General features: G+C 42.3%; 20 protein-coding genes. 16 read left to right on the plus strand and 4 right to left on the minus strand.

What is annotated here, in order from left to right:
- From ACQG11_RS23075 to ACQG11_RS23140, 14 genes are all read left to right on the plus strand, one after another.
- A partial coding sequence (locus ACQG11_RS23075; protein WP_015063098.1) for a RepB family plasmid replication initiator protein occupies positions 1-876 on the plus strand: 876 nt, incomplete at its 5' end.
- A 1050-nt stretch (positions 877-1926) separates the two neighbouring features.
- Positions 1927-2112: a hypothetical protein gene (locus tag ACQG11_RS23080; RefSeq protein WP_032610388.1), complete on the plus strand. Its 186-nt coding sequence runs from the start codon at positions 1927-1929 to the stop codon at positions 2110-2112.
- A gap of 289 nt (positions 2113-2401) precedes the next feature.
- Positions 2402-2755, plus strand: coding sequence for a hypothetical protein (locus ACQG11_RS23085; protein WP_015063100.1), 354 nt, complete (start codon positions 2402-2404; stop codon positions 2753-2755).
- Positions 2756-2806: 51 nt separating this feature from the next.
- A complete protein-coding gene (locus ACQG11_RS23090) occupies positions 2807-3124 on the plus strand; it encodes a type IV conjugative transfer system protein TraL (protein ID WP_022652151.1) in 318 nt (105 codons plus the stop codon).
- Between the two features lie 11 nt (positions 3125-3135).
- Entirely contained in the window at positions 3136-3921 is a 786-nt protein-coding gene (locus ACQG11_RS23095; RefSeq protein ID WP_022652152.1) for a TraE/TraK family type IV conjugative transfer system protein, read from the plus strand.
- A 2-nt stretch (positions 3922-3923) separates the two neighbouring features.
- A complete protein-coding gene (locus tag ACQG11_RS23100) occupies positions 3924-5162 on the plus strand; it encodes a TraK domain-containing protein (RefSeq protein ID WP_015063103.1) in 1239 nt (412 codons plus the stop codon).
- A gap of 1 nt (position 5163) precedes the next feature.
- Positions 5164-5604 carry a plasmid transfer protein HtdO gene (htdO, locus tag ACQG11_RS23105; RefSeq protein ID WP_015063104.1) on the plus strand — a complete coding sequence of 147 codons (441 nt, stop codon included), beginning with the start codon at positions 5164-5166 and terminating at the stop codon, positions 5602-5604.
- Complete coding sequence (gene trhB / locus ACQG11_RS23110) at positions 5594-6952, plus strand: IncHI-type conjugal transfer protein TrhB (protein WP_022652153.1); 1359 nt, start codon at positions 5594-5596, stop codon at positions 6950-6952. The genes htdO and trhB overlap by 11 nt, the downstream gene beginning before the upstream one ends.
- Positions 6953-6960: 8 nt before the next feature.
- On the plus strand, positions 6961-7467 hold the full coding sequence (locus ACQG11_RS23115; protein ID WP_134390576.1) for a transcriptional regulator: 507 nt from the start codon (positions 6961-6963) through the stop codon (positions 7465-7467).
- Between the two features lie 105 nt (positions 7468-7572).
- Positions 7573-8325 carry a protein-disulfide isomerase HtdT gene (htdT, locus tag ACQG11_RS23120; RefSeq protein WP_185757620.1) on the plus strand — a complete coding sequence of 251 codons (753 nt, stop codon included), beginning with the start codon at positions 7573-7575 and terminating at the stop codon, positions 8323-8325.
- A gap of 9 nt (positions 8326-8334) precedes the next feature.
- The gene (locus ACQG11_RS23125) at positions 8335-9285 is read left to right on the plus strand and encodes a TraV family lipoprotein (RefSeq protein ID WP_015063108.1); all 951 of its coding nucleotides are present in this window, start codon (positions 8335-8337) and stop codon (positions 9283-9285) included.
- Between the two features lie 8 nt (positions 9286-9293).
- Entirely contained in the window at positions 9294-11975 is a 2682-nt protein-coding gene (gene trhC / locus ACQG11_RS23130) for an IncHI-type conjugal transfer ATPase TrhC (protein WP_015063109.1), read from the plus strand.
- A gap of 2360 nt (positions 11976-14335) precedes the next feature.
- The gene (locus ACQG11_RS23135; RefSeq protein ID WP_015063110.1) at positions 14336-15589 is read left to right on the plus strand and encodes a ParA family protein; all 1254 of its coding nucleotides are present in this window, start codon (positions 14336-14338) and stop codon (positions 15587-15589) included.
- Positions 15586-16590 carry a ParB family protein gene (locus ACQG11_RS23140; RefSeq protein WP_022652164.1) on the plus strand — a complete coding sequence of 335 codons (1005 nt, stop codon included), beginning with the start codon at positions 15586-15588 and terminating at the stop codon, positions 16588-16590. The genes ACQG11_RS23135 and ACQG11_RS23140 overlap by 4 nt, the downstream gene beginning before the upstream one ends.
- A gap of 185 nt (positions 16591-16775) precedes the next feature.
- Here ACQG11_RS23140 and ACQG11_RS23145 read toward each other — a convergent pair whose 3' ends face one another.
- Genes ACQG11_RS23145 through ACQG11_RS23160 form a run of 4 tightly spaced genes read right to left on the minus strand, consistent with a single transcriptional unit; the run spans position 16776 to position 19465 of the window.
- Positions 16776-17168 (minus strand): hypothetical protein, encoded by a 393-nt coding sequence (locus ACQG11_RS23145; protein WP_022652165.1) that lies wholly within the window; start codon positions 17166-17168, stop codon positions 16776-16778.
- Complete coding sequence (locus tag ACQG11_RS23150) at positions 17165-17686, minus strand: hypothetical protein (protein WP_015063113.1); 522 nt, start codon at positions 17684-17686, stop codon at positions 17165-17167. The genes ACQG11_RS23145 and ACQG11_RS23150 overlap by 4 nt, the downstream gene beginning before the upstream one ends.
- Entirely contained in the window at positions 17679-18518 is an 840-nt protein-coding gene (locus ACQG11_RS23155) for a hypothetical protein (RefSeq protein WP_015063114.1), read from the minus strand. Before ACQG11_RS23155 ends, ACQG11_RS23150 begins: the two co-directional genes overlap by 8 nt.
- On the minus strand, positions 18518-19465 hold the full coding sequence (locus ACQG11_RS23160; protein WP_015063115.1) for a metallophosphoesterase: 948 nt from the start codon (positions 19463-19465) through the stop codon (positions 18518-18520). The genes ACQG11_RS23155 and ACQG11_RS23160 overlap by 1 nt, the downstream gene beginning before the upstream one ends.
- Before the next feature lie 372 nt (positions 19466-19837).
- Here ACQG11_RS23160 and parM point away from each other — a divergent pair, with 372 nt between their 5' ends.
- Both parM and ACQG11_RS23170 read left to right on the plus strand, forming a co-directional pair.
- Entirely contained in the window at positions 19838-20872 is a 1035-nt protein-coding gene (gene parM / locus ACQG11_RS23165; RefSeq protein WP_015063116.1) for a plasmid segregation protein ParM domain-containing protein, read from the plus strand.
- 26 nt (positions 20873-20898) lie between these two features.
- Complete coding sequence (locus ACQG11_RS23170; protein WP_015063117.1) at positions 20899-21576, plus strand: hypothetical protein; 678 nt, start codon at positions 20899-20901, stop codon at positions 21574-21576.
- The last annotated feature ends 175 nt before the right edge of the window (positions 21577-21751 follow it).

Consider the following 21751-nt stretch of genomic DNA (forward strand, 5'->3'; position numbering starts at 1 on the left):
ATGAGTGATAACAATGAGTTAGCACATCCGTTTGATGTGACCAACACGGATACAGGGAGGACTTATCAACTGAGTCCAAACTCTTCGAAATCGGTCCAACCCATTGCTTTACTGCGCTTAAGTGTTTTTACCCCGGTGGGAACTAAAGAGAAGCGATTCAGAAATTTTGAGGTTGATGCTTCTGATGAGTTGTCGAGCATGGAACTGGCCCGGTCAGAAGGATACGATGACATCCGGATCACTGGCCTTAAGCTTTCGATGTCCACGGACTTCAAGTGTTGGCTTGGGTGCATTATGGCGTTCAGTAAATATGGATTCGCCTCCGAGAAAATAACATTGTCGTTCAATGAGTTTGCAAAAATGTGTGGTATCAGTTCTACAAATATCAACAAGCGAACCCGTTCACGATTTCAGGAAGCGCTGGCAAACCTCGCGTCCGTTGTTATTTCTTTCCGTGATTCTAAAACTGAACGCTTCACTGTCACACACCTTGTGCAGAAAGCTATGATTGACCCTAAGAAGGACACAGTAGAGCTCGTGGGTGATCCCTCGATGTGGGAGCTTTACCGGTATGATCATAAAACCCTATTAAGCTTACAGGTACTGTCGGTTCTCGCCAAAAAAGAAGCTGCACAGAGCCTGTACATCTATTTTGAGGCAATGCCTGCCGGAACGTTATTCGTTAACATGAAGCGTTTGCGTGAGCGGCTTCTTTTGACGACTCCAGTACGTACTCAAAACCAGATCATCAGAAAGGCTATGCTGGAGTTAAAATCAATAGGATACCTTGAATATCAAGAGGTTAAGAAAGGTAGAGATATTCAGTTCCAGATTTTTAAGAGAAGTCCAAAGCTTGCTCTGGCAAAACAAAGCTGATCCTCTGGTTCAGTTCGCAGAAAAGTAACTTTGGATGTAATGAGGCGTACGGGCATTCATCCAAATGCTTTTTTGGACGCCTCTGCTGATATGAATACCCTTCCCTGCTTCCCTGCTTCCCTGCTTCCCTGCTTCCCTGCTTCCTTTCTTACTTTTGCTTAAGCACCCTGGGAATTTTGAGCATTCGATCGAATGCTTTATTTAACTAATTTTCACTGAGTTAGATAACGAATACTAAGCAATTGATTTTGAATGATTTAATCAGAAGTCATTCATCCAGATGCCTTTAGATAAAACTACCCATCAACGTTTGTGCATAGTGGCTATACGTGAAAAATCCCTGTCCTTCTCATGTCACACTGAGATTTGCACAGAAAATTAAAGCCTGTAATTGTCTGGGACATGATTAGAACAGAGGCGTTTTGATAAATATCCAGTTCAAAACAGAGGTCCCATAAGTAAACATAACCTCATGAAAATAAAAGCAAATCGTTTAAAAATCCCATAGTGGTGGTGAAAAGCATTTGCTTCAATGGGGGGAGAAAAGTGACCTTTGTGAAAAGCACTTGCTTCAATGGCGACAGAAAAGTGCCTTTTGTATAAAAGCATTTGCTTGAATGAGTTTGTGTAAGGTGCCTACGTTGGAAACCCCTGGCATGAATGAGGCGGGAAGATGCCTTTAGCTGAAAAGCATTTGCATGAATGGGACAGTAAAAAGGTGCCTTTAGCTGAAAGCATTTGCATGAATGGGGCCGCAAACGGTGGCATTGGTCGAAAAGCATTTGCATGAATGGTGCAGCAAACGGGGCATTGGTCGAAAAGCATTTGCATGAATGGGATAGTAAAAGGTGCTTTTGGTTGACAGGCATTTGCATGAATGGCGCCGTAACGGTGTCTTTGACCGGAAAGCATTTGGATGAATCGACCTGAAAAGGTGCCTTTGGACTGAAAGTACCTCTCTTAATGGGATTCGATAGCTGAATTTCACCAAAAAGCATTTACATGAATGGAATAGTAAAAGTTGCCCTTGGTCGAAAAGCAACTGCATGAATGAGCCCGGAAAAGGTTCCTTTGGTCGAAAAGCATTTGCATGAATGGGTTTCGGATATGTGTCTTTGCTACAAAGGCATTTGCATGAATGAGGCTGGAAAAGGCGCATTGTTTGAAAAGCATTTGCATGAATGGGGCGACACACAGGATGTGGCTGAAAAGCACTTGTATCAATGGGAAAAGTGACTTTTTTAGAATGACATCCTTACACAGAGCTTTCTCAAATATCGGACTGGATGGTTATCACAAAAATGGTGAAGAGATAGACGATGAACTTCTTCCCTATAAAGAAAAAATAACCTGCCTCACCTTCTTCAATCCGATATACACACGGTATTCACATGTGACATTCATAGGCTAAAAAAACACCAGGCGCAATTAAGGGAAAAAAAGGGTGGTTAACAGAAAAATGAAAGAAAAATAAAAAGTATTATGCAAATGCGTTTACGTGAACTCAAATCAACACGGAGTAATTATGGAACTGACATTGAATACTAACGTTGAAAGAGAACAAACTAACGCTTTTGCATTTCTGAAGTCTAAACATGCAAAAGTGCCTTTGTTTATTCTCCTGTTTTTAGCAAGTTGCGGTTTAGCGTACGCGGGTTCCGACGACGGAGCCTTCGGCGATATCTGGGCCTACATGAGCGAAGCATTAACTGGTGCGCCGGGTAAAATCATCGCTTGCGGCATGTTGTTCTCCGTAGCTTATTTCGGCGTTGTAAAACCTAACCTTGGTTTGGCGCTGGTTTCAGCATTAATGATGCTGATTATGGCAAACGGTGAAAAAATTATCAGCACGTTCCTGGATGCTGGTATCCCGCTGTGATTTGTTAGAACAATAACGATGAGGGGGATATTCCCCCTCTCTGGAGTTTTTATGACAAGTCAGTACGAGGTACCTCCACATACCTATCGTTTCCCTTACAGAATTAATATGCCTTTGTTGATTCTATTCTGGGATGCAAAGCAATTGGGTATAACATTCGTGACTATCGCGAGTGGTAATATTTTTGATTTCTTTATAACTTCTGTAGTTGTTGCGGTTGTGTTTTGGTTTGCATATAAAAAAGCAGCTGAAGAAGGAGTTAGAGGAAAACTCAAACACAAACTGTGGTGGTTCGGCTTGTTTCCAGGGAAATCAGTGTTTAGTAGTCGTTACTTTACCGATCCATTTATCAGAAACCTCTATTCTTGATGGAGCTAAGAATGAAACTTCTCAGCAAGCTTAAAATTCCATTCATTAAAAGTGCCAGTAATGGCGATTTTGATAAAAAGGACGAGACTTCGCAAAATGGAGGCGAAGACTCAAAAGGACGCTTTCGGGATTCTAAAGCTCGCTTTAGTAAAGAGATTGAAGCTTCTGAAATTGGAATTACTTATAGTGCATTGATTAAACGTGACGAAAAACTCTTACGTGTGAATTCAATTGCTATATTAGTCATCGCAGTTTTAGTGGTAAAAAATCAATTTCTTACCGATCCTGTGACTATTGTGCTTCCGCCTAATATGACGGAAGAAGTTAAAGTTGTGGGAAATAAAGCCTCAGAGTCATATAAAACTCAATGGGCCTTATTCTTCAGTACTTTAATTGGGAACATAAACCCAACAAACATAGGCTTTGTAACAACAACCATATTGGATGCGCTTTCTCCGGATTTACAGGCGAAAACCCGTGAGTCATTACAGCAGCAGACCAATATTATGCAAGCTCGTGGTGTTGAACAGTCATTTAAACCGATCGATATGTATTATGACACCAAAAATGACATGGTCTATGTCTGGGGAACGAAATCAACGCGTTTGATTAATGTTCCGGACAAAACAGAATCATCAAAATGGACGTTTGAATGGGTGCTGGGTATGAAAAACGGACGACCACGCATAGCCTATGTAAATCAGTATTCTGGTACACCAAATATTAAGAAAATTACAATCAACGGCAAAGAACAACTGGCAACACTCGATAATCCCCCGCCGTCTACAGGTAACTAATTATGACTTCTAAAAAGGGCTTTCGCTGTCACGCGATTACAGCAATGATCTTGCTGGCAACTTCGAATGTAGTCTTTGCTGAAGACTATCAGTTACCGGCGACAGTAAATAACCCGGTTGTTATGCCTGTCGGGGCAGATGAATTTCAGAATGGTGTGAAAAATGCGATTATTAAAGAATCTGGCACCGGCCCCGCGCCTGAGACGTCACAAGCAACAAAACCGACCACTGAACTACCAAGTCTTTCACCTGCAAGTAGTGCCTCCCCAGCTGTCAATGAGATAACTGGCGCATTGTCAAAAAACCCTACGCTTGTCGGTTATCAGCAACAGGTTAAATCCGGAAATTTTGATAGTTACGGAAGACCGGCAGGGAAAGAGCCTCAACAAAATGCACAAAGCACCGGGGCCCCTTCAAAAGCAGATGAGTTATATGTAGAGGCTCGTAATCGCTACAAAGAAGTGCAGCGAGTAAACGTCCCACCGGGTGGGAATATTGTACTGCCAGTTTCACGGGGTCTGCAAAACAGAATTTCAACTTCATTTAAAAACGCATCTGTAAGTACTTCAACGCCAGGTGATGAAGCCAGTATTTTCGTTAACGGCGGCGATGTATTTATTTCAACAAACACGGATAAGCCAATTGGAATAATGCTTTCAGAAGATTCAGTGCCTGAATCGACTTATAACCTGACACTGGTTCCACTGGATGTTCCTGGTGCAATGATTTCGGTCACAACTTCTTTGAGCCCGACAATGCAGGCGAAACGTGAGACATCTTTGGATAAACATAATTATGATGAGATGCTGGCACGATCCCAGTCAGAAGAGTTGGCACCATCTGACCCTCGTCAGGATGACCATAAACAGCGGATCATTGATTTACTGACTCCGGTTGCGCTAGGTGAGGTTCCTTCTGGTTTTAGTTTACAAGAAGACCGCTTGTCACGTATACCGAGCTCAGAGCAGTCCCCGTGTAATTTCAATATGTATTCAAAGTTAGGGCAAAGACTTGTGGGATCTAGGGAATTGATAGATGTCATTCTTGTTAAAAATGACAAGCCTTACGGACAAGTTGTCGCTGATCAGCAATGTATAACTGAAGGAGTAATTGCAAGTGCTTTGTTCGATAAAGCATTTCTTCAGCCTGGAGAGGAAACCGAGCTTTACATTGTGCGGGATAAATTATTTAAAGAGCGCCAGACTCGTGTAACCACACGACCAAGCCTGATTAAAAGATAAAATGAGAAAAGCTACTTTTCTTACAGGGGTCTCATTTGGACTAGTCGTTTTTTTGGGTACCAGTTATTACTACCAAACTGAGTACATTCCAAAAGGAACAGTGAATATAGTTCCCGATGACCACCGACCGGGTGAGACAGTTGACGATGCGTTTGAAGAACATACGATAATTATAAGCGACCCTACCCTTGCGCAAAAATTCGTTGGAAGCTCAACCGAGTTTGAAAGTCGGCGCGGAGTTAAGGAAATTAAAGAAGTTGGTTCGCTTAATAATGGTAAGGATTTTGCCCCTGTTGAATCCGATAATTCAGGATTGAATTTTAAAGATAAATGGCCCAGGGCGGGTGAACCTTATATCGTGCCTCAGATGACAGAAAACGAACGAAATTTGAAAGTTAAGCGCTTCCAGCAACCAAAGAGTGGAGTTAATAATGGACATTAAAAATGCCTGGGAAAATAAAACTGTCAGAATCTCAGTAATTGGTGCTGCGTTGATTGTATTGATTATCGTTATTAGTCAATCAATTTTTTCCACTCCGGTTAAAAAAGAGAAGAAAACCCAGAAAAAAGATATGCAAACTGGGTTCCTGATTGATGATTCACAAATGACTAAGCTGAGTAACGAGGAAAGCCAGAAGACTTATAACGAAATGGTCAGGCAGAACCGCATTGATCAGAATGCGGCAAAGGCAGATCGTGATAAAGCTGAAAAGGCCCAGCAAGAAAGCAAAGTACAGATTGCCAACCTTGCTTCACAAGTCCAGCAGCTCTCGACGCAGTTGACTGACATGCAGACCTCACGAAACGGTAATCGTAATCTCGACGCAGGTGGGTCACGCAAAAACGTCAATGAGCAGGCCCCAGCAACGCCATACCAGCTAAATCCAAATGCTGCGGTGAATGGGGCTAGTTCCGGATACGCTCCGATCACACCGACCCGAAATAGCCCAATGCGGACTATCACGCAGAGTTCAATTAAGACAAATGGTTCTGATGGTGTCATTCAGGTTATGCCGATATCCGAAAGCCGGATAAGAGAGGGGCGTGAGGTCGTTGCTGGCGGTGACAAAGCCCCGACACGAACTATTCGCGGCGACGGGACCGCTCCTGTAGACAGTAAAGCTCGGCATGCGGCACGTAAAGACGAAATGTTTCTCCCAGCGACGTCAATTATCACAGGGGTGCTAATTAATGGTCTGGAAGCCCCAACGAGTCTGTCGTCTAAAGCTGAACCCATGCCAGTCACTATGCGTATTAAAAAAGACATCATCATGCCAAACAATTTCACGATGGATTTGCGGGATTGTAATTTGTTGGGTTCAGCTGTGGGTGATCTGGCGTCACAGCGAGCATACATTCGGGCAACATCAATATCTTGTGTGAACTCGAAAGGAAAAGCTTTCGACGTCAAACTGGAAGCATACGCAGTTAGTGAAAATGACGGGAAAAATGGTATTCGTGGAAATCTGATAAGTAGAAATGGAAATGCGATCGCAGGTTCTGCTTTTGCAGGAGGCCTGTCAGCACTGGCTGGTAGTCTGAGCCCATCTAAGGTGTCTTCGTTAAATATCGATCCTAACTCAACGGCTGAATACCAATCGCCGAACATCGGGGCATTAGGAGCGTTGGCCGGAGCCGGAGCAGCTCAGGGCGGTCTAAACCGTCTTGTGGACTACTACACATCAATTGCTGAGCAGCAGTGGCCAATAGTCGAAGTTAGCCCAGGGCGCCCAATTACGTTTATCGTTCAATCAGGCGCAACAATACCTACAAACCTGACGAGTCGCTGAGGTTAATTATGGAAAATAACATTGAACCAGGAACAAAAAGTGATTCTGCTGAAAACGTGAAGCTTGAGGCGGCTAAACCTGTTGGGGGTATACGTACAACCAAAAAAGTAACTTTGGAAATAGATATCGAGAAAACCCTCAAGTATTTGATGCTAGCTGGCCTAGCTGTGCTTTTCGTGATCTATGGATACAAGGGGGCGAGTTTTGTTTATGAAAGCGTCAAAGCAATGTCGAATCCGTCCTACCAAATTGCAGTACTTGATATGCAAACTTTAAGGAAAGAATTTAATAAGCAGAATCCTGAGCCGGATTTGGTACAGTCTAAAAAAAACTTTGAAAATTACTTTAAAGCATTAATGAAAGTTTACCGTTCTCGTGGCTATTTGGTTATTGATGCATCATTAGCAGTAACAATTCCAGATAATGTTCAAATAGTCTCTTATATCGACCTTGGTGGAAGTTTTGGTGAGGTACAATCTCTACAAGGCGAAACAAAAGAAAGTGAGATACGATAATTGAAAAAGTTACTTTTATCTCTGCTGGTCTCTATGATCACAGTGTGTCCACCCCTTACAAATGCTGCTGAAAATGTATTAAACAACACTGATGCAGCTGCATTAATGGAAAAAGCAAAAGAAGGTGGAGTGTCCACGAAACCTTTAGAGGGCGTACTGGCGAAAATGCAAAGCTATAAGCCTAAAGATGTTATTTACATCCCGACTGGAGGTCTTTATCTGTTCCAGGATGAACGTTCGCAGTTGATGGCTGTGACCACTGATGGACGTTATACAATAACGGGTGGTAGCGTCATGGACATTCTTCAGAGAAAGTCAGTCTTATCCGTAGAAGATGTACGAAAATCCTACTTTATTAATTTAGACGACGCCCCCTTTCCTCTTGATACTGTGGCATTGATCCCTTTAGGAAACCCAAAACTAAAAAGACAAGCCGCTATTTTTATCACGCTTGATTGTGATGGTTGCCAAGATTTAATAAAAAAATTCTATGACGAAAGAGAAAAATACCGGGTTGACATCATTTTAATCCCCTCCCCCGGTGAGCCAAAGCAAGAATTACGTCAACTATGGTGCAGTAAAGAAAAAGGCAAAGTGAATGACCTTGATATCTTGCGTTGGCTTATGGGAAATAAGACCGATATAGAACAAAGGCTCCTGACAAAAAAAGAGGCAGAAACATGTCCGGCTGAGCCATTGGTAGGATCTCTGATGCTGGCAGGTATTTATAAATTACAGGGCGTACCTTCAGTTGTGAGACAAGACGGACTTGCCGGTAATGGCATACCGAAAGATTTTGATTCATGGTTAAAACAAAGTGTCGAACCCTTACTCAAAAACCCATTTGCTACTAATTAAGGTAATGAAATGAACATTAAAAAAGTTATTTTCAGCGCTCTGGTTGTTGGTTCATCTTCATACCTAGCGGGTTGTACTATCGGCAGCTCAGAATCAGAATGTCCGGGAATTGAAAAAGGGGTCGTTTGTAAAGGCCCTCGTGAAGTTATGGAACTAACGAATAACCGTGATGATCTTTCCGGCCTTGCGGAGGAAGAAGCTAATTCGGGAAAGGAGAAATCGGCTGTCAATGACAGCCAGTACCCTGCCCAAATTTCGCCGCCTGGCGCTGTGCAATACCCTAAGTCTGCCGTCTTGGTAAATAAGCCTGTGACATACAAGACGACGCAAATTAAACCTGCTGGCCAAGTCCCCGTTATGTACGATGAGACATTAAAAATGGGCGCGCCAACATCAACAATCGGGCCACGGCCGATAAGCGGCGTTCCAGTTAATTCTAATGTAAGGATGACAACGAGCTACAGCTCAACAGGTGCATCCGGTAACCCTTTTATCCATCCGACTGCTGATGTCATGAAGCAAACAACACAGGTTGTATCTCCGGCACCTGTACCGCGCTACGTTGCGCCAAATTCCGATATCAGTGCTAGTAAAGACCTTTACTCCGTTAATAATGGACAGCCTGTAAACCCTACGCTCAGCTCTGGCCAGATCCAGCAATACCGTACACAAGGGTATAAACAGGCTGTGGTAGCTCCAGAACCGCTTGCTGTACTTCAGCAAGGCCGCGTCATGAGAATCACCTTTGCACCATACACGGACGATAATGACGCTTTAAACCTGCCTGGCTTTGTCTATGTGAATGTCAAACCCCAAACTTGGATTGCGGGTAAAAATTCGACATCAAATCCGGCGCGAATAGTTCCTTTGCAAGTTCAGGATGCCGCTCGTGAAAATATGCAACAGCAACAGCGAGCAACGAAAGCAGTTTCGTCTAACGGTATTATCAGACAACTCTGAGGTCGCGAATGAAATCTGCTAACATCTATAATAAAGAATTAAGTCGCCACCAGTTTGGTGGGTTTATTCCTGTATACGACCAGATTCCTGGCACGAATTATTTTCTAATAGACGGTAATCGGCTTGGGTTTATGTTTATTTGTAACCCCTCACCTGGTGTTTTTGATAATCAGCAGGATGTGTTAGCTGAATTATTTAAAATGGATTTTCCTACTGACACTATCTGTCAGACCTCATTAACAGCACTGCCGGACCTGACCTTGCATTTAAGTGCCTGGTCGGCAGTTCGTGGTGGTCGAATGGAAGGACATGATAAGCTTAAGGGGGACTTACTCACGGCCTACCAGCTGGATTATTATGATAGAAGTCTAAATGAACCCTTAAAACCGGATCATGATAAATTAATGCTTCGTGACTTTCAGATCTGGATGTCATTTTCTATTCCGTTGAAATCTGCGCTTCCTACTGAAATTGAAATTAATCGCATCGATGCACTGTACTCTGACCTAATCAGTAAGTTGAACACACTGGGCCTTTTTCCACATAAAGTTAGCGCCGAAAACTGGCTTTATTGCATGGATAAATTAATGCATCCGGGAAAAACATCACGTTGGGCTGAAGGTCATGTTGAAGTCAACACTATGAGGCGTCTTAACGAACAGCTAAATGTTCCGGGGCGAAAATATACAGTAACTGAAAATAATTTTTCATCTACAACGCAGAGTACTGATGTTTCTGAACATCGTTATTTCAAACAATTATCTGTGGTCAAGTTCCCAGAACATGTAAATTTTGGAAGCATGTATGAACTTGTAGTGAATTGGATGAATGGGCGTAAAACTATATTTAGCCCATTTATGATAACTCAAACAGTCCATTTCGCCGATCCCTTAAAATTAGCTAGAGATAACGTCAGATATAAGGCAATTACTAACAAACAAGCTAGTATCCCAACCGTCTTAACGTTTTGTCCAAGACTGAAGGACATGGATAATGATTACATGGCGGTAACACGTGAACTGGAAGATGGGGCCCGTCTTTTACACAGTTATCTGACATTTACCGTCATGGGGAATTCAGCATTAGATGTCCAGTCTGCCGCAGACCAGTTAAAATCATTTTATCTGGAAAGTCGCGTTAAAGTGGCTGATGATTCATACATCATCTTTCCATCTTTTGTCTCTTGCCTTCCAATGTGTAATGACCCCAAGACGATACTAGATCTGGACCGTTTTGAGGTAGTCAGTAATACTGGTGCAGCGCATATGACCCCTCTATTCGGCCCATGGAAAGGTAATACTGACAGACCTGTACTTAACCTCGTCTCACGAGAGGGCCAGCTGTTGGGGCTTGATATCTTCAAGACTTCTGCCAGCTATAATATGGTTGTTGGGGCGACTTCTGGTGCAGGCAAATCGTTCTGGGTTGCATACATCATTAATAACTATCTTGGTGCAGGGCCGCGTTCTAATAATCTGATCCATTATCGTGATACTTTTGAAGGTTTCAAAAACAATGCTTATGATGCATTTGACCCTGATGGAGCCCAGATTTTTGTAGTTGACGTTGGTCGCTCGTATCAGGGTATTTCGGAGCAATATACAAATAGTCAGTTTATAGATTTTGGTAAAAAGCCTGATTTTACTCTGAATCCGTTCGCATTTTTGACCGATGTCACTGTTGCAGACCGAGTTTTTGATGAAGCGCCTGTTTTCAATGACGACTCAAATAATAACGATGAAGAAAAGGATAAAGTTGCACAGACCATTATGGTCCTGAATCAGTTAAAAATAATGGCATCTGAAAAAGGAAATATTGACGACTTTCAACAATCGGTCATGCTTCAACTGATTGGTGATGAATATAACGAATCACGTAAAGTCGGAAGTACAGGCTCTATTACAGGATTTGCACGCCGCTGTTCTGCCCATGAAGATAAGCGTATTAAAGATATCGGTGAGCAATTAGGGCAATGGTGTGAAGGAGGCATTTACGGAAATCGATTTACCGAAAAGCTCCCGCCAATAAACTTCGGTAGTCGGTTTATAGTTCTTGAGCTTGAAGAGTTGAAGGGTACCCCTCACCTCCAGACAGTCGTGCTCATGTCGATCATTCAAGCTGCTCAGCATGCAATGTTTATCAAAAAGGACGGTCGCCGCCGGTTGTTCATCCTTGATGAGGCATGGGAGTATATTCGCCCGGATAATGCTTCAGGCTCCAGTAATCAGTCAAATCAGTTTTTCTCATCTTTCCTTGAAGCTGCCTGGCGCCGATTCAGGAAAACGAACTGTGCTGGTATTTGTATTACCCAGTCCTTTGAAGATTACTTCACCTCCTCGGTAGGTCGAGCCCTGACGGCCAACTCGCCGTGGAAGATCATCATGAAGCAGGAAAAGGAGAGCATAGAAGCCATGAAGGCTAATAACTACTTCTCCACGACTGATGCTGAATATGAGCGTATGAAAAACATACGAACGATAAAGCGTGCATTTTCTGAGATGCTCGTCCGATTCGAGAATTTCCAGGAGATATGTCGCCTCTATGTAGACAGGAAAATGGAGCTTTGTTTTACGACTGACAGTACCGACCGTGGAAAGCTATGGGAAATACAAAGCCGTCTTGATTGCTCTTACGGCGAAGCAATTGAGATACTGTATGAACAGGAAGTTGCTAGCAATGCAGCTGCATAACGTTTAAGTAGTACTGGATACCTCATCTTTACTGGATGAGGTATCCGTACTTTACTCAAAATACAGGTTTTTAACTGTGTTACACTGCCCTCCCCCGCAACAATTGTTCAGGTTCAGAATTTCTGGATCGAATTAACTCCCCTAAATATCCCTAAATATCCCTAAATTTTATTTGTAGATACTGTTGATTGGCTTCTCTGGGGCTTCTACTTAAGTTGATTGGTGATGTAGCTTTTATACGGCTGATGTTTAATCATGCTCGGCCTGTGCTGAGCTAAATTTCCTGCCTTGGATACGGATGTTGTGGTTGCAAGTGATAACCAAATTTGTCGCGCTACTGTATATTAGATATAAACACTATCTTTATGGTTAGCTAAGCAACCCATAATTTCTTATGTATCGATTTAAAGTTTGGTAAGGCATTGAAAAACAAACAATAACTCATGTCTTGTTGGTTTGTTTAACAAGTTAGAGATAATATTTGTGAGTTGGTTTCTTTTTGTTTTGTTAGTCAATTTTCGTATTTGTGGTTATCTAAACCAACCATAACTATTAAGTTGCAGTTTTGTTTTGAACTAAAATGAAATGCCTTCTATTTAGGTTGGTATAGTCAACCATTTTCAGCTTCAAGTGATTACTAGAATATGGTTAATCGAGATGTTGTAACTGGTTGCTATCTGTAAAACAAGCGTAGTGCCATTTACCAAAAAACCTGAAATTCGCATCTTGAAATTGGGGAAGTTTATTCCTAATAAAACAATTTACTGACGATCCAACCAATTCGCTCCGCCGGGTATGTGCGCCTTAATCTCCAAAATTGGTATATAAACACCTTAAAGTTTATCCCGGGTGTTGAGTAACATTGCTTTGCATAATTTAGCCAAAGGGTTATAGGCTCAGATTCGGCGTGCTTTCTTAGTATTCTGAATGCCATCTTTTGGATCACGAGGTAAGCAGGAAGGATTTAGTTCATTCCTGAATGGCGCCTTAGCCGTCGAAAATTTTGCGGGGGCCTGGCATATTCTACTCTTTTGCCCGGTATTAGAGTCCAGGCTTTAAATTCCAACAAAGTTCTAGCACACCGAAACCTTATTTCGAAAACACTAGAAAAGGTAAAGGAAATTAAATGTTAGTAACATAGAGATAATTAGAACGGCCTACGAGATTTCAGAAGAAGTAATCTGCACAAGTCTCCACAACTTTTGTGAGAACGCCCTCTTATTTTGCTGCGAAGAATTAACATTATTGTCTGGGTTCACGCCGAACCACACGGTACTCTTTCAGTCTGTGCGCTTCAGACCGGACGTCGTCTAACCAGCTTCCCATAAATATGTAGATTTATGTTTGCACCATAAGTCATTACCACTAACGTTAGAGAGGTCCAACCCGCGTTTCATATTTCAACTTTGTACTTTTCAGTTCTTACAACCAAACTTTAATGTTGTTTTGCTTTTATCGTAGGTCATGTATAGATCCCTCCCGGGAACTGATTCATATAACCCCTTAATCGCCAGCTCTAGGCGGGATACTGTCCGGGTGCCGGAACACATTTAACCCCCTTAATCGCCAGCCCAGGGCGGGATGCTGTTCGGGTGCCTGTATATTTAACCCCCTTAATCGCCAGCTCAGGGCGGGATACTGTTCGGGTGCCTGAATATTTAACCCCCTTAATCGCCAGCTCAAGGCGGATACTGTCCAGGTGCCGGAACATTTAACCCCTTTAATCGCCAGCCCAGCGCGGGATACTGTCGGAGCGGCGGTACATTGAACCCTCTTAATCGCCAGCTCAAGGCCGAATTCTGTCCGGGTGCCGGAGCATTCAACCTCCTTAATCGCCAGCCCAGGGCGGGATGCTGTTTGGGTGCGGGAACATTTAACCCCCTTAATCGCCAGCCAAGGGAGGGACGCTGTCCGGGTGTCGGAACATTTAACCCCCTTAATCGCCAGCCAAGGGAGGGACGCTGTCCGGGTGTCGGAACATTTAACCCCCTTAATCGCCAGCCCAGGGCGGGATGCTGTTTGAGTGCCGGAACATTTAACCCCGTTAATCGCCAGCCCAAAAAGAGATGCTTTTGAATACAGGGGAATTGACGTTAGTTGCCACATAGCTGACTCTTGTTAAGTCGGTAGTTTGCTATCGCCAATGTTGAAAGTCATTCCTTATAACTCTCTTTTTACACATAACAAAGTAAACCGATGAGGCTGATATCCCATAATCGACGAAAAAGAAACAGAACGTTAGCGTATAGTTAGAATTACGGTTACAATTAAACGCATAAGGCACGAATGTACGCATTATGCGTAAAGTGTACATATATGCGTTTAATTTCATTATTTAGGTTAAAAGGGATCGGAAGAGAATGAATCTAATTGATAAGATCGCCCTTGTCGGTCAACGAATGAAGAGCGAGCAGATTTCCCTGAAGGAGTCATTATTGGTCTCTTCAAGGGTTTCGGTCTCGGATGATAGTGTTGAAGGTGTAGATCGCCTCATCTATAACCATTGTTTGAATAAAAAAAATCTGTCAGATTTTTTTGGCAAGTCACGCGTCACCTTTAATAAAATCCTTGCCGATCTTGAAGATAGAGGTCTGGTTGGTGCTCCTATCTTTCAGAACAAAAACCATCTCTATACCAGGTGGGACGTCCAAAAAATCATGGATGCTCTGGGCTGTCCTCGGTACAGCGACTATTACCATAGCCGTGCAATCGTAACGCAGAACCATAAGGGCGGCACGGGTAAGAGTACAACTTCAGGGGCTCTTGCTGTAGCCGCAGCGCTTGATATGCATCTAAACGCAAGGACACTTTTGATCGAATGGGACCCACAAGGCTCAATTGGTAGCGGGATGATACAAAGTGTAGCGGAAGATGATGTTTTCCTCACTGCTATTGACGCCATCTTAGGGGTTTATGAAGAGGACTCAGATTACAAAAAATACCTTGATTTAGGGTATTCGGAAGAAGAAATCATTGAGAGTATGCCTTTTTCGACACACCTACCGAATCTTGATGTTATTACAGCATTTCCTACAGATGCGCGATTTAAAGATAAATACTGGCAGTGTTCCAGAGAAGAACGAACAGAGCTATTACTTCGATTCAAAGAAGTTATTCTGCCTGTTTTGAAGAAAAAATACGGCCTGATTATCATCGATACTCCACCAGAGGATTCGCCAATCACTTGGGCAGCTGATGAAGCCGCTGATGGCATTCTTGTTGCCGTATCACCTCGTGAATACGATTATGCTTCCACAACTGATTTCATGTTGACCATCAGCGAGCGTTTCAAACAATCGCCGAGCAAGGGCGAAAATCTGAGGTGGTTCAAAGTGCTGGCTGTTAACGTAGACGATAAGAGTCCATATGAAAAAATTGTTCTGGATAAACTGGTAAGAACAGTGCAGGAACTCTTTATGTCTGCAAATATTAAAAATTCCGAAGCGTTTAAAGCCGCAGCATCAAGGGGCAGAACCGTATTGGATATTAAAAAGTCTGAAGAGCTTTGCTCACCTAAGCAGCTTGATGTGGCTGAAGAATCTGTAATGGCGGTCTACCAGCAATTTATAAATGAGATTAAGAGTTTTTCTGTGAAAGAAAGGAGTAACGCATGAGTGATGAGCAGCATATCGGGAATGACAAATCCCGTTATATTAATGCACCTAAGCGTACTGAAGTCAGCCATCGCTCCGGGCTTCCAGGCCTGAAATCACAGCCTCGACTGAGGAAGCTGTTTGCTTTACATAATGGACGTAAGCTGGAAGCTGAACACATCATTGTACCGGCTGAGAAGGTGGAACTGGAAACCGCAGTACACCCTATGAACCCACGAAACCAGGAAGCTCTCACTGTAAATGCAGTTCGAGATATCCTGGAACAAATTAAGGTACGTGGTGTTGATACAGAAGGCGTTGCTGTCAAACGAAATGGGGTGTATCTGCTTATAGAGGGCAGTCGTAGGCGTTTCTGTTGTATTCAATCTGCGAAGGATTTGCCACTATGGGTGTTGCCGGATGAATTATCCCCGGAAGATATTAATTCCATCATTACAGCAGCACAGACATCACGGAGATTTTCTTACCGTGAAGTTGGATTCCAGTATTTACAGAAAATGAAAGACCTTGGATTTGCAACTAATGAAGAGCTTGCTAATTATCTCGGAATCAGCCATGTATCTGTTTCTAAGCGTATCCAGGCGGCGAAGATAGATAATTCTCTTATTGCTCTCTTTCCTGACTATGAAGGTATTCCTAACTCGTATTACAATCGCTTATCCCGACTACAGAAGTACGTCGAAAAGAATTTATTCTCTCTTGAGGAAGTTGTAGATAATGTTCGGGAGGAAATAAGGAGCTTGGATGTAACCGATATTTCCGAAGCACAGAAGACAGTAATAGATAAAATTACTACAGTAGTTGAACAGCTTGACATAAAACCTCCTAGCAAGGGGTGGGAAACTCGTGAATTAGCCGTGTTTGATAATAAAGATAAATATGCAAGGATTAGCAAAAATGCGTCTGGAAGAAAAATTAGGTTTGAATTTAATAGAATTAATAGCGAATTGATCGCAGAAATTGAGGAGTTTATAAAATCGAAGTTGAAAGAAAAAGAATAATTAAATTTTGCATTAATCCGCATCGCAAGGATGCGGATTTATTACTATGTTGACCTTAATTTCATTCCCTCCATTATCAATACTGTAAAGCCTTAATCATTCTAGATGCGTGTAACTGCATGATCTTTAGAACAAATATCCTTATAAATGAGATTGCAGGTCCCCATGACAGGGACCTAAATTAACTATTGAATGGGTTGATGTACAGGTTCAGAAAGAAAAGGCCTGAGATCTATGTGAACTGCTGCTGCATTACTGTCATTAATTACGTTTAAAGGGGCTTTACCTGGTAAAGACATTGTTGCAACGTCGGGACCTGAAACAGTAAAGTTATTTTCCGCGCTTGGCATTACTGTGAATATTTTTATTGCAACATTCTCATGCCGATACATAGATATCCCGAACGTGGAGCCTGCTTCAGTATTACTGACATCAACTTCAACCGGTGTCCTACCGATCACTTCATTGGTCAGTATATTTTTCACAATGGCACCATCAGGTGCTGTGTAGATGCGATAAGGATAAGCAAAAGCCACCTCGCAGCAGCAAATACAGATGACGGCCAATATAGATTTCATGATTGCTCCTGTTCCAAAAATGCAAGACTTAATGATTGCGTAACTAGCGTTGTGTTTGTTTCACCCGAGCCGGGAAATTCATATCTAATACTGAACAACAATGGCAATGTGGGTCCATCACTCGACTTTTGTGAAATTTTGGTAAATGCGTTATTAATAAACGTTAATTGGTCAGTGTTGTCGTAGCAAAGGCCGAGTAAACCAACAGTCGGAACAGTAAACAATGAAACTGAACCAGGTGTTAATAACAGTTTCCCACGCGATGAATAGGTGCAACGGCTTCCGGCTAGATTTAGATCCGATAACTCAATAAATTCCTTGGTACCATTCTTGGCGAGCAGCCAGACATCAGTGCCTGAACTCTCAATCAGAAAAGTAACTTTTCCGTCGGTATAGGATTCACTTTTGTTGCTCATCACAGGGTCGAAACCTACTGAGGGGAGGTCTGCAATTTTGCTTCCAACCGACTGACAGCCAGTCAAAAGACAGATAAAAATCACTCCGGCTGCTTTAATCATTACTAGCCCTCATAATCGTTTTCTGTATGGTGCTGATATCGAATTCTTCACCTGGGTAAACCGTCAAATTTTTGGAGAAATAATTAGAACCAACGAGGAAGCTGTTACGTTTACCAACCCAAACAAACTCTGAAAACATAAAAGACCTGAGTTTATCAGTCGCTATAATCTCGTAGGTATGTGAGGACGGTAATGATGCAGTCGCGACATCTGGGATTGTGACGGAAGAGTGAATTTTTTTGGGCACATTGAGACGTAGTGCGACTTCTGGTGAAGGGTCATACTCCTTTGAAAAATCCTGTGATTTTGAAGTTTGGGGGAGGGTGAATTTTTTACCCTGGTCTGGTCCAAAAATCGCAATAACGCTTTTATTCAATTTACTTACGGACACTATCGCCTGTAATGGGGTACTGGATAGGTCATTGACGAAAGAGATTGTCAGGCTGGAACCCGGCTCTAACCATAGAATTTTTTTACCGGCTGCATCTTCATCCAGGGATACAATATTTGATAACAAAACGCCATTTTTGGCTATAACGTCAAATGCAATTTTGGGTATCACAAGGTTCAAAGGCGTAAGTGTTGACTGATTTGCGATCTGGAGATAGTTACGCTTAGTCATGCTTGTTTTAATTACAGGTCTTTGTTGACCATTAACAAGCCACATACCGTCGACATATTTTGCAGAAATAGAAATAAATTCATAGTTAGCCTCAGATTTAGCAACTGACTGCTGAGAAGTAGGCATTGGTGTTTTAGTCGATGCGGTTGCATTGATTGATGGCCACACAAATGCCAGCACCGGTAAAATTATCAGTTTTAATTTCTGCATTATAAAGCAGCCTCTATGTTGTTATCTTTTAAATCCAGGTCAAGTGGTGTTGTGTTTTGTGTGTAAATGCCGTTCTTATTAAGGATCATTTGGTGGCAAATTAGGGTTGGTGTTGAGGCCAGTATCAACTCGACCAGCGTTATTGCCGGAACTGTAGTACGAGGTATACCTGGGGCTAGTAGTGCTGGATCGCTAATTGCTGACATGAACAGCGAGCCAGTATTGATATGGAGACAGTTGCCGACGAGTACAGGTAAGTTAGTCAAAGGTAACCCATGAGCCTTTCTGATGCTATTGACCGGATTCCGACCCAGTACAACGAGGTTGACATCGCTAATATTCATTGGGCTGACTGCGTGATCCATACCAAAAAGAAACTGACTCTGAAAGATATTCACGTTTGCCTGATTAAACGCGAGGAGAGCGTTATAGGTATTGTCGAAACCCTGTCGTATGTCCGTGTAGTCGGATGGACAAACACCGATAGTAATATTTCCTTTAAAAAGCACCTTCATCACCGTGGCCAGCTGGGTGGAGAGCAGTTTGCTGATCTCCTCTTCAAGATAACTGCGGTTAATTTGTTTATGCCAACGTCCGCCTCTTGCACACCACCGTTCGTTAAGAAATGTGCTTGGGTAATAAGTCCTACGATCATTATTTGTGGGTAAGAGCTTCTTCATCATCTCTTCACCAGCCCCGGCTGCTGAGAACACTCGCACAGAACGTCCATCAAAAATACCAGTGTTTATCGCTGTCATTAACTCCATGGGCTCAGGACCATAATCAAAGAGATTCCCGGTAGGGAAAATGATTAGTTCCTCATCTGGGCTCGATATCGAATGGATAAGATTACAAAGCGTCGAATAATGTCCATGGGGGTCTGCCAGAAAGAAAACCCTTCCGGAATAATTAGTCAGGTCAATTGTCTGGACGTGCTCAGATGCCATAAATGCCTCTTCTAGAAAGTACAGTAATAATACCGGATGAGTGTCGGCAATATTTTCGTTAAGAGGGCTAATTTCTGCGCTTAGGCAAAATAGAAGTTGAATTCATCTGTAGTATCCGCACAGAGAGACTTTTAAGTGCCGTCTTTGGATAGGATTTTTTAGTGTCGTAAAGCTGAAGAAAACGTCATTTATGTGTGTTTTTATCAAGTGTACATAAAGTAGAGCAAGACAATTTTTAAAAACGAAGGATTCTTTTTTAACAATAACTTACGTGTGTTTCTTGCCTCGTTTTTGTTGACCTAAAGCAACCATTAGTGTATAAATCCCATATCAAAAGTGGTGGGTTAATTAAACCAATTCGAGGGGTTCTGCATGACTGAATTAGTAAAAACAAAACTGGCTGTAGCTGAATCAAACTCTACTGAATTAGAGACACTTAAAGTTGTTATTGATGATGGTAGTAAAGCGGCAAAACTGGTTTGTGTTAACAATCAAGGTGACCTTGTTCCCTTATTGACTCAAAATAGTTTCGTTGCAGATTTCCGGGTAAGCCATGACGGGCTTATTCCGTTTAATTACCTTATTGATGGCCTTCAACGATTCTCTCATCACAGTGAATCTAGTAATGCCCTTGAAACTACCGACGTTGCGCATCAGTACGATGAGATCAGTCGTCTGAATGTTCACCATGCTCTTCATTCCTCTGGTTTAGAGCCGCAGGATGTTCATCTCTATGTAACATTGCCACTTAGTCAGTTTTATACCGCTTTGGGTGAAACCAATGACGAAAACATCCAACGGAAAAAAGACAACCTGATGAAGCCGGTTGAACGTTATATTGATGGTAAGCGTGTTTCATTTAATGTTGTTTCAGTTACCGTGTTTCCTGAGTCACTTCCGGCGGTAACTCGTGCAGATGAAATTGAGTTAATTGAATCTTTTGAATCAAGCCTGGTTATCGATTTAGGTGGGACAACACTTGATGTAGCAAGCATTACTGGTCAGCTGGAACAGATCTCCCGAGTCAAGGGTTTTGACCGTATTGGTTGTTCTATCGTATATGATGAAGTCCGTCGTTATCTGGATTCTTCAAAGCTGAACGCAAGCTACGCGTATATTCAACACTTGGTCGACAATCGTGATAACAAAGCCTCACTAAAGGTTTCTTCCGATGATCTTGATGGTGTCTTCCAAGCCGTAAATAGTGCCGTAGCGCAACTTCAAGAAAAAGTGATCAAAGCAGTCACTCAGGTGGAAGAACGTCCGCACAATGTATTCCTAGTCGGTGGGGGTTCTTACCTGATTGAACCGGCAGTGCGTGAACATTTTGATAAATCGAAAATCATCATGGTAGATAATCCGCAATTCGCTCTCTCACTGGCTATTGCAGATACTGTTTTTGCGTGATGATGGTTTTGTAAAGGGGGGGGGGTATGACAAAAAAAACTGAGAAGGAAAACGATCGCATCCAGATTAGCGCGTTTTGGTTATCGGAAAGGCAATCTCCGTATGCCTATAATTTTCTAAAAAAAAGTGACTTAACACATCGTGGCGAACAGCTTTCCATAATAAGGTCTGCAATCACTACGGGGTTAGTGCTAAATAACCTCTTCCCCGAGCTATCAAGTTTTATTAATGGACTGAATGAGAGATTAACGGCTGCTGATCTAAATCGGTTTTTTAATGATGAATTTAAAAAGAGTGATTTAAGTAATGAACAGTTGAAAGAACAAATAAGTCTTATGCTTGATTCGAAATTCAACGATTTAATTTTAAAGATTAATAATTGCAAGAATCCTGCTGCTGTATTTTCAACTAATTGTCAAACTGATGTCAGTGATGCAGTAAAGCCTGAGACAGCAAAGGAACAGCGGTTGGAATTAATGTCTACAGAACTGGCCAAAAACTCCATGCCTGTGACTGTAGAGACCTTGCCGCCTGTTGCGATCGCAAATCAGAATGATTCAGTTCTAAAAACTAATCATGGTTCTCCGGACGTTAACTTAGCTCAAACCGAAACCATGGCGCTCAGTGAACAAGCGCAAGTGCAGGGTGTGACAACAAAGCAGAAGAAAAGGGCAAATGCAAACCTCGCAAATCTTGCAAAGTAAATATAGAAGTATCAATTGATTAAAATTTGTAATCTCTCAAAAAAGTCAGCTTACCAGCTGGCTTTTTTGTTGGTATATTATTAGTAGATGAGGTTGGATGGTGAACCGGTTACATGTAGTTAATGGAACACTCAATGCTGCATAGCAAGTTAAATAATTTCGTAGAATTATAGAT

Origin of the sequence: Enterobacter cloacae complex sp. 372C4 (genome assembly GCF_050030615.1) — a bacterium.
GTDB lineage: Bacteria > Pseudomonadota > Gammaproteobacteria > Enterobacterales > Enterobacteriaceae > Enterobacter > Enterobacter intestinihominis.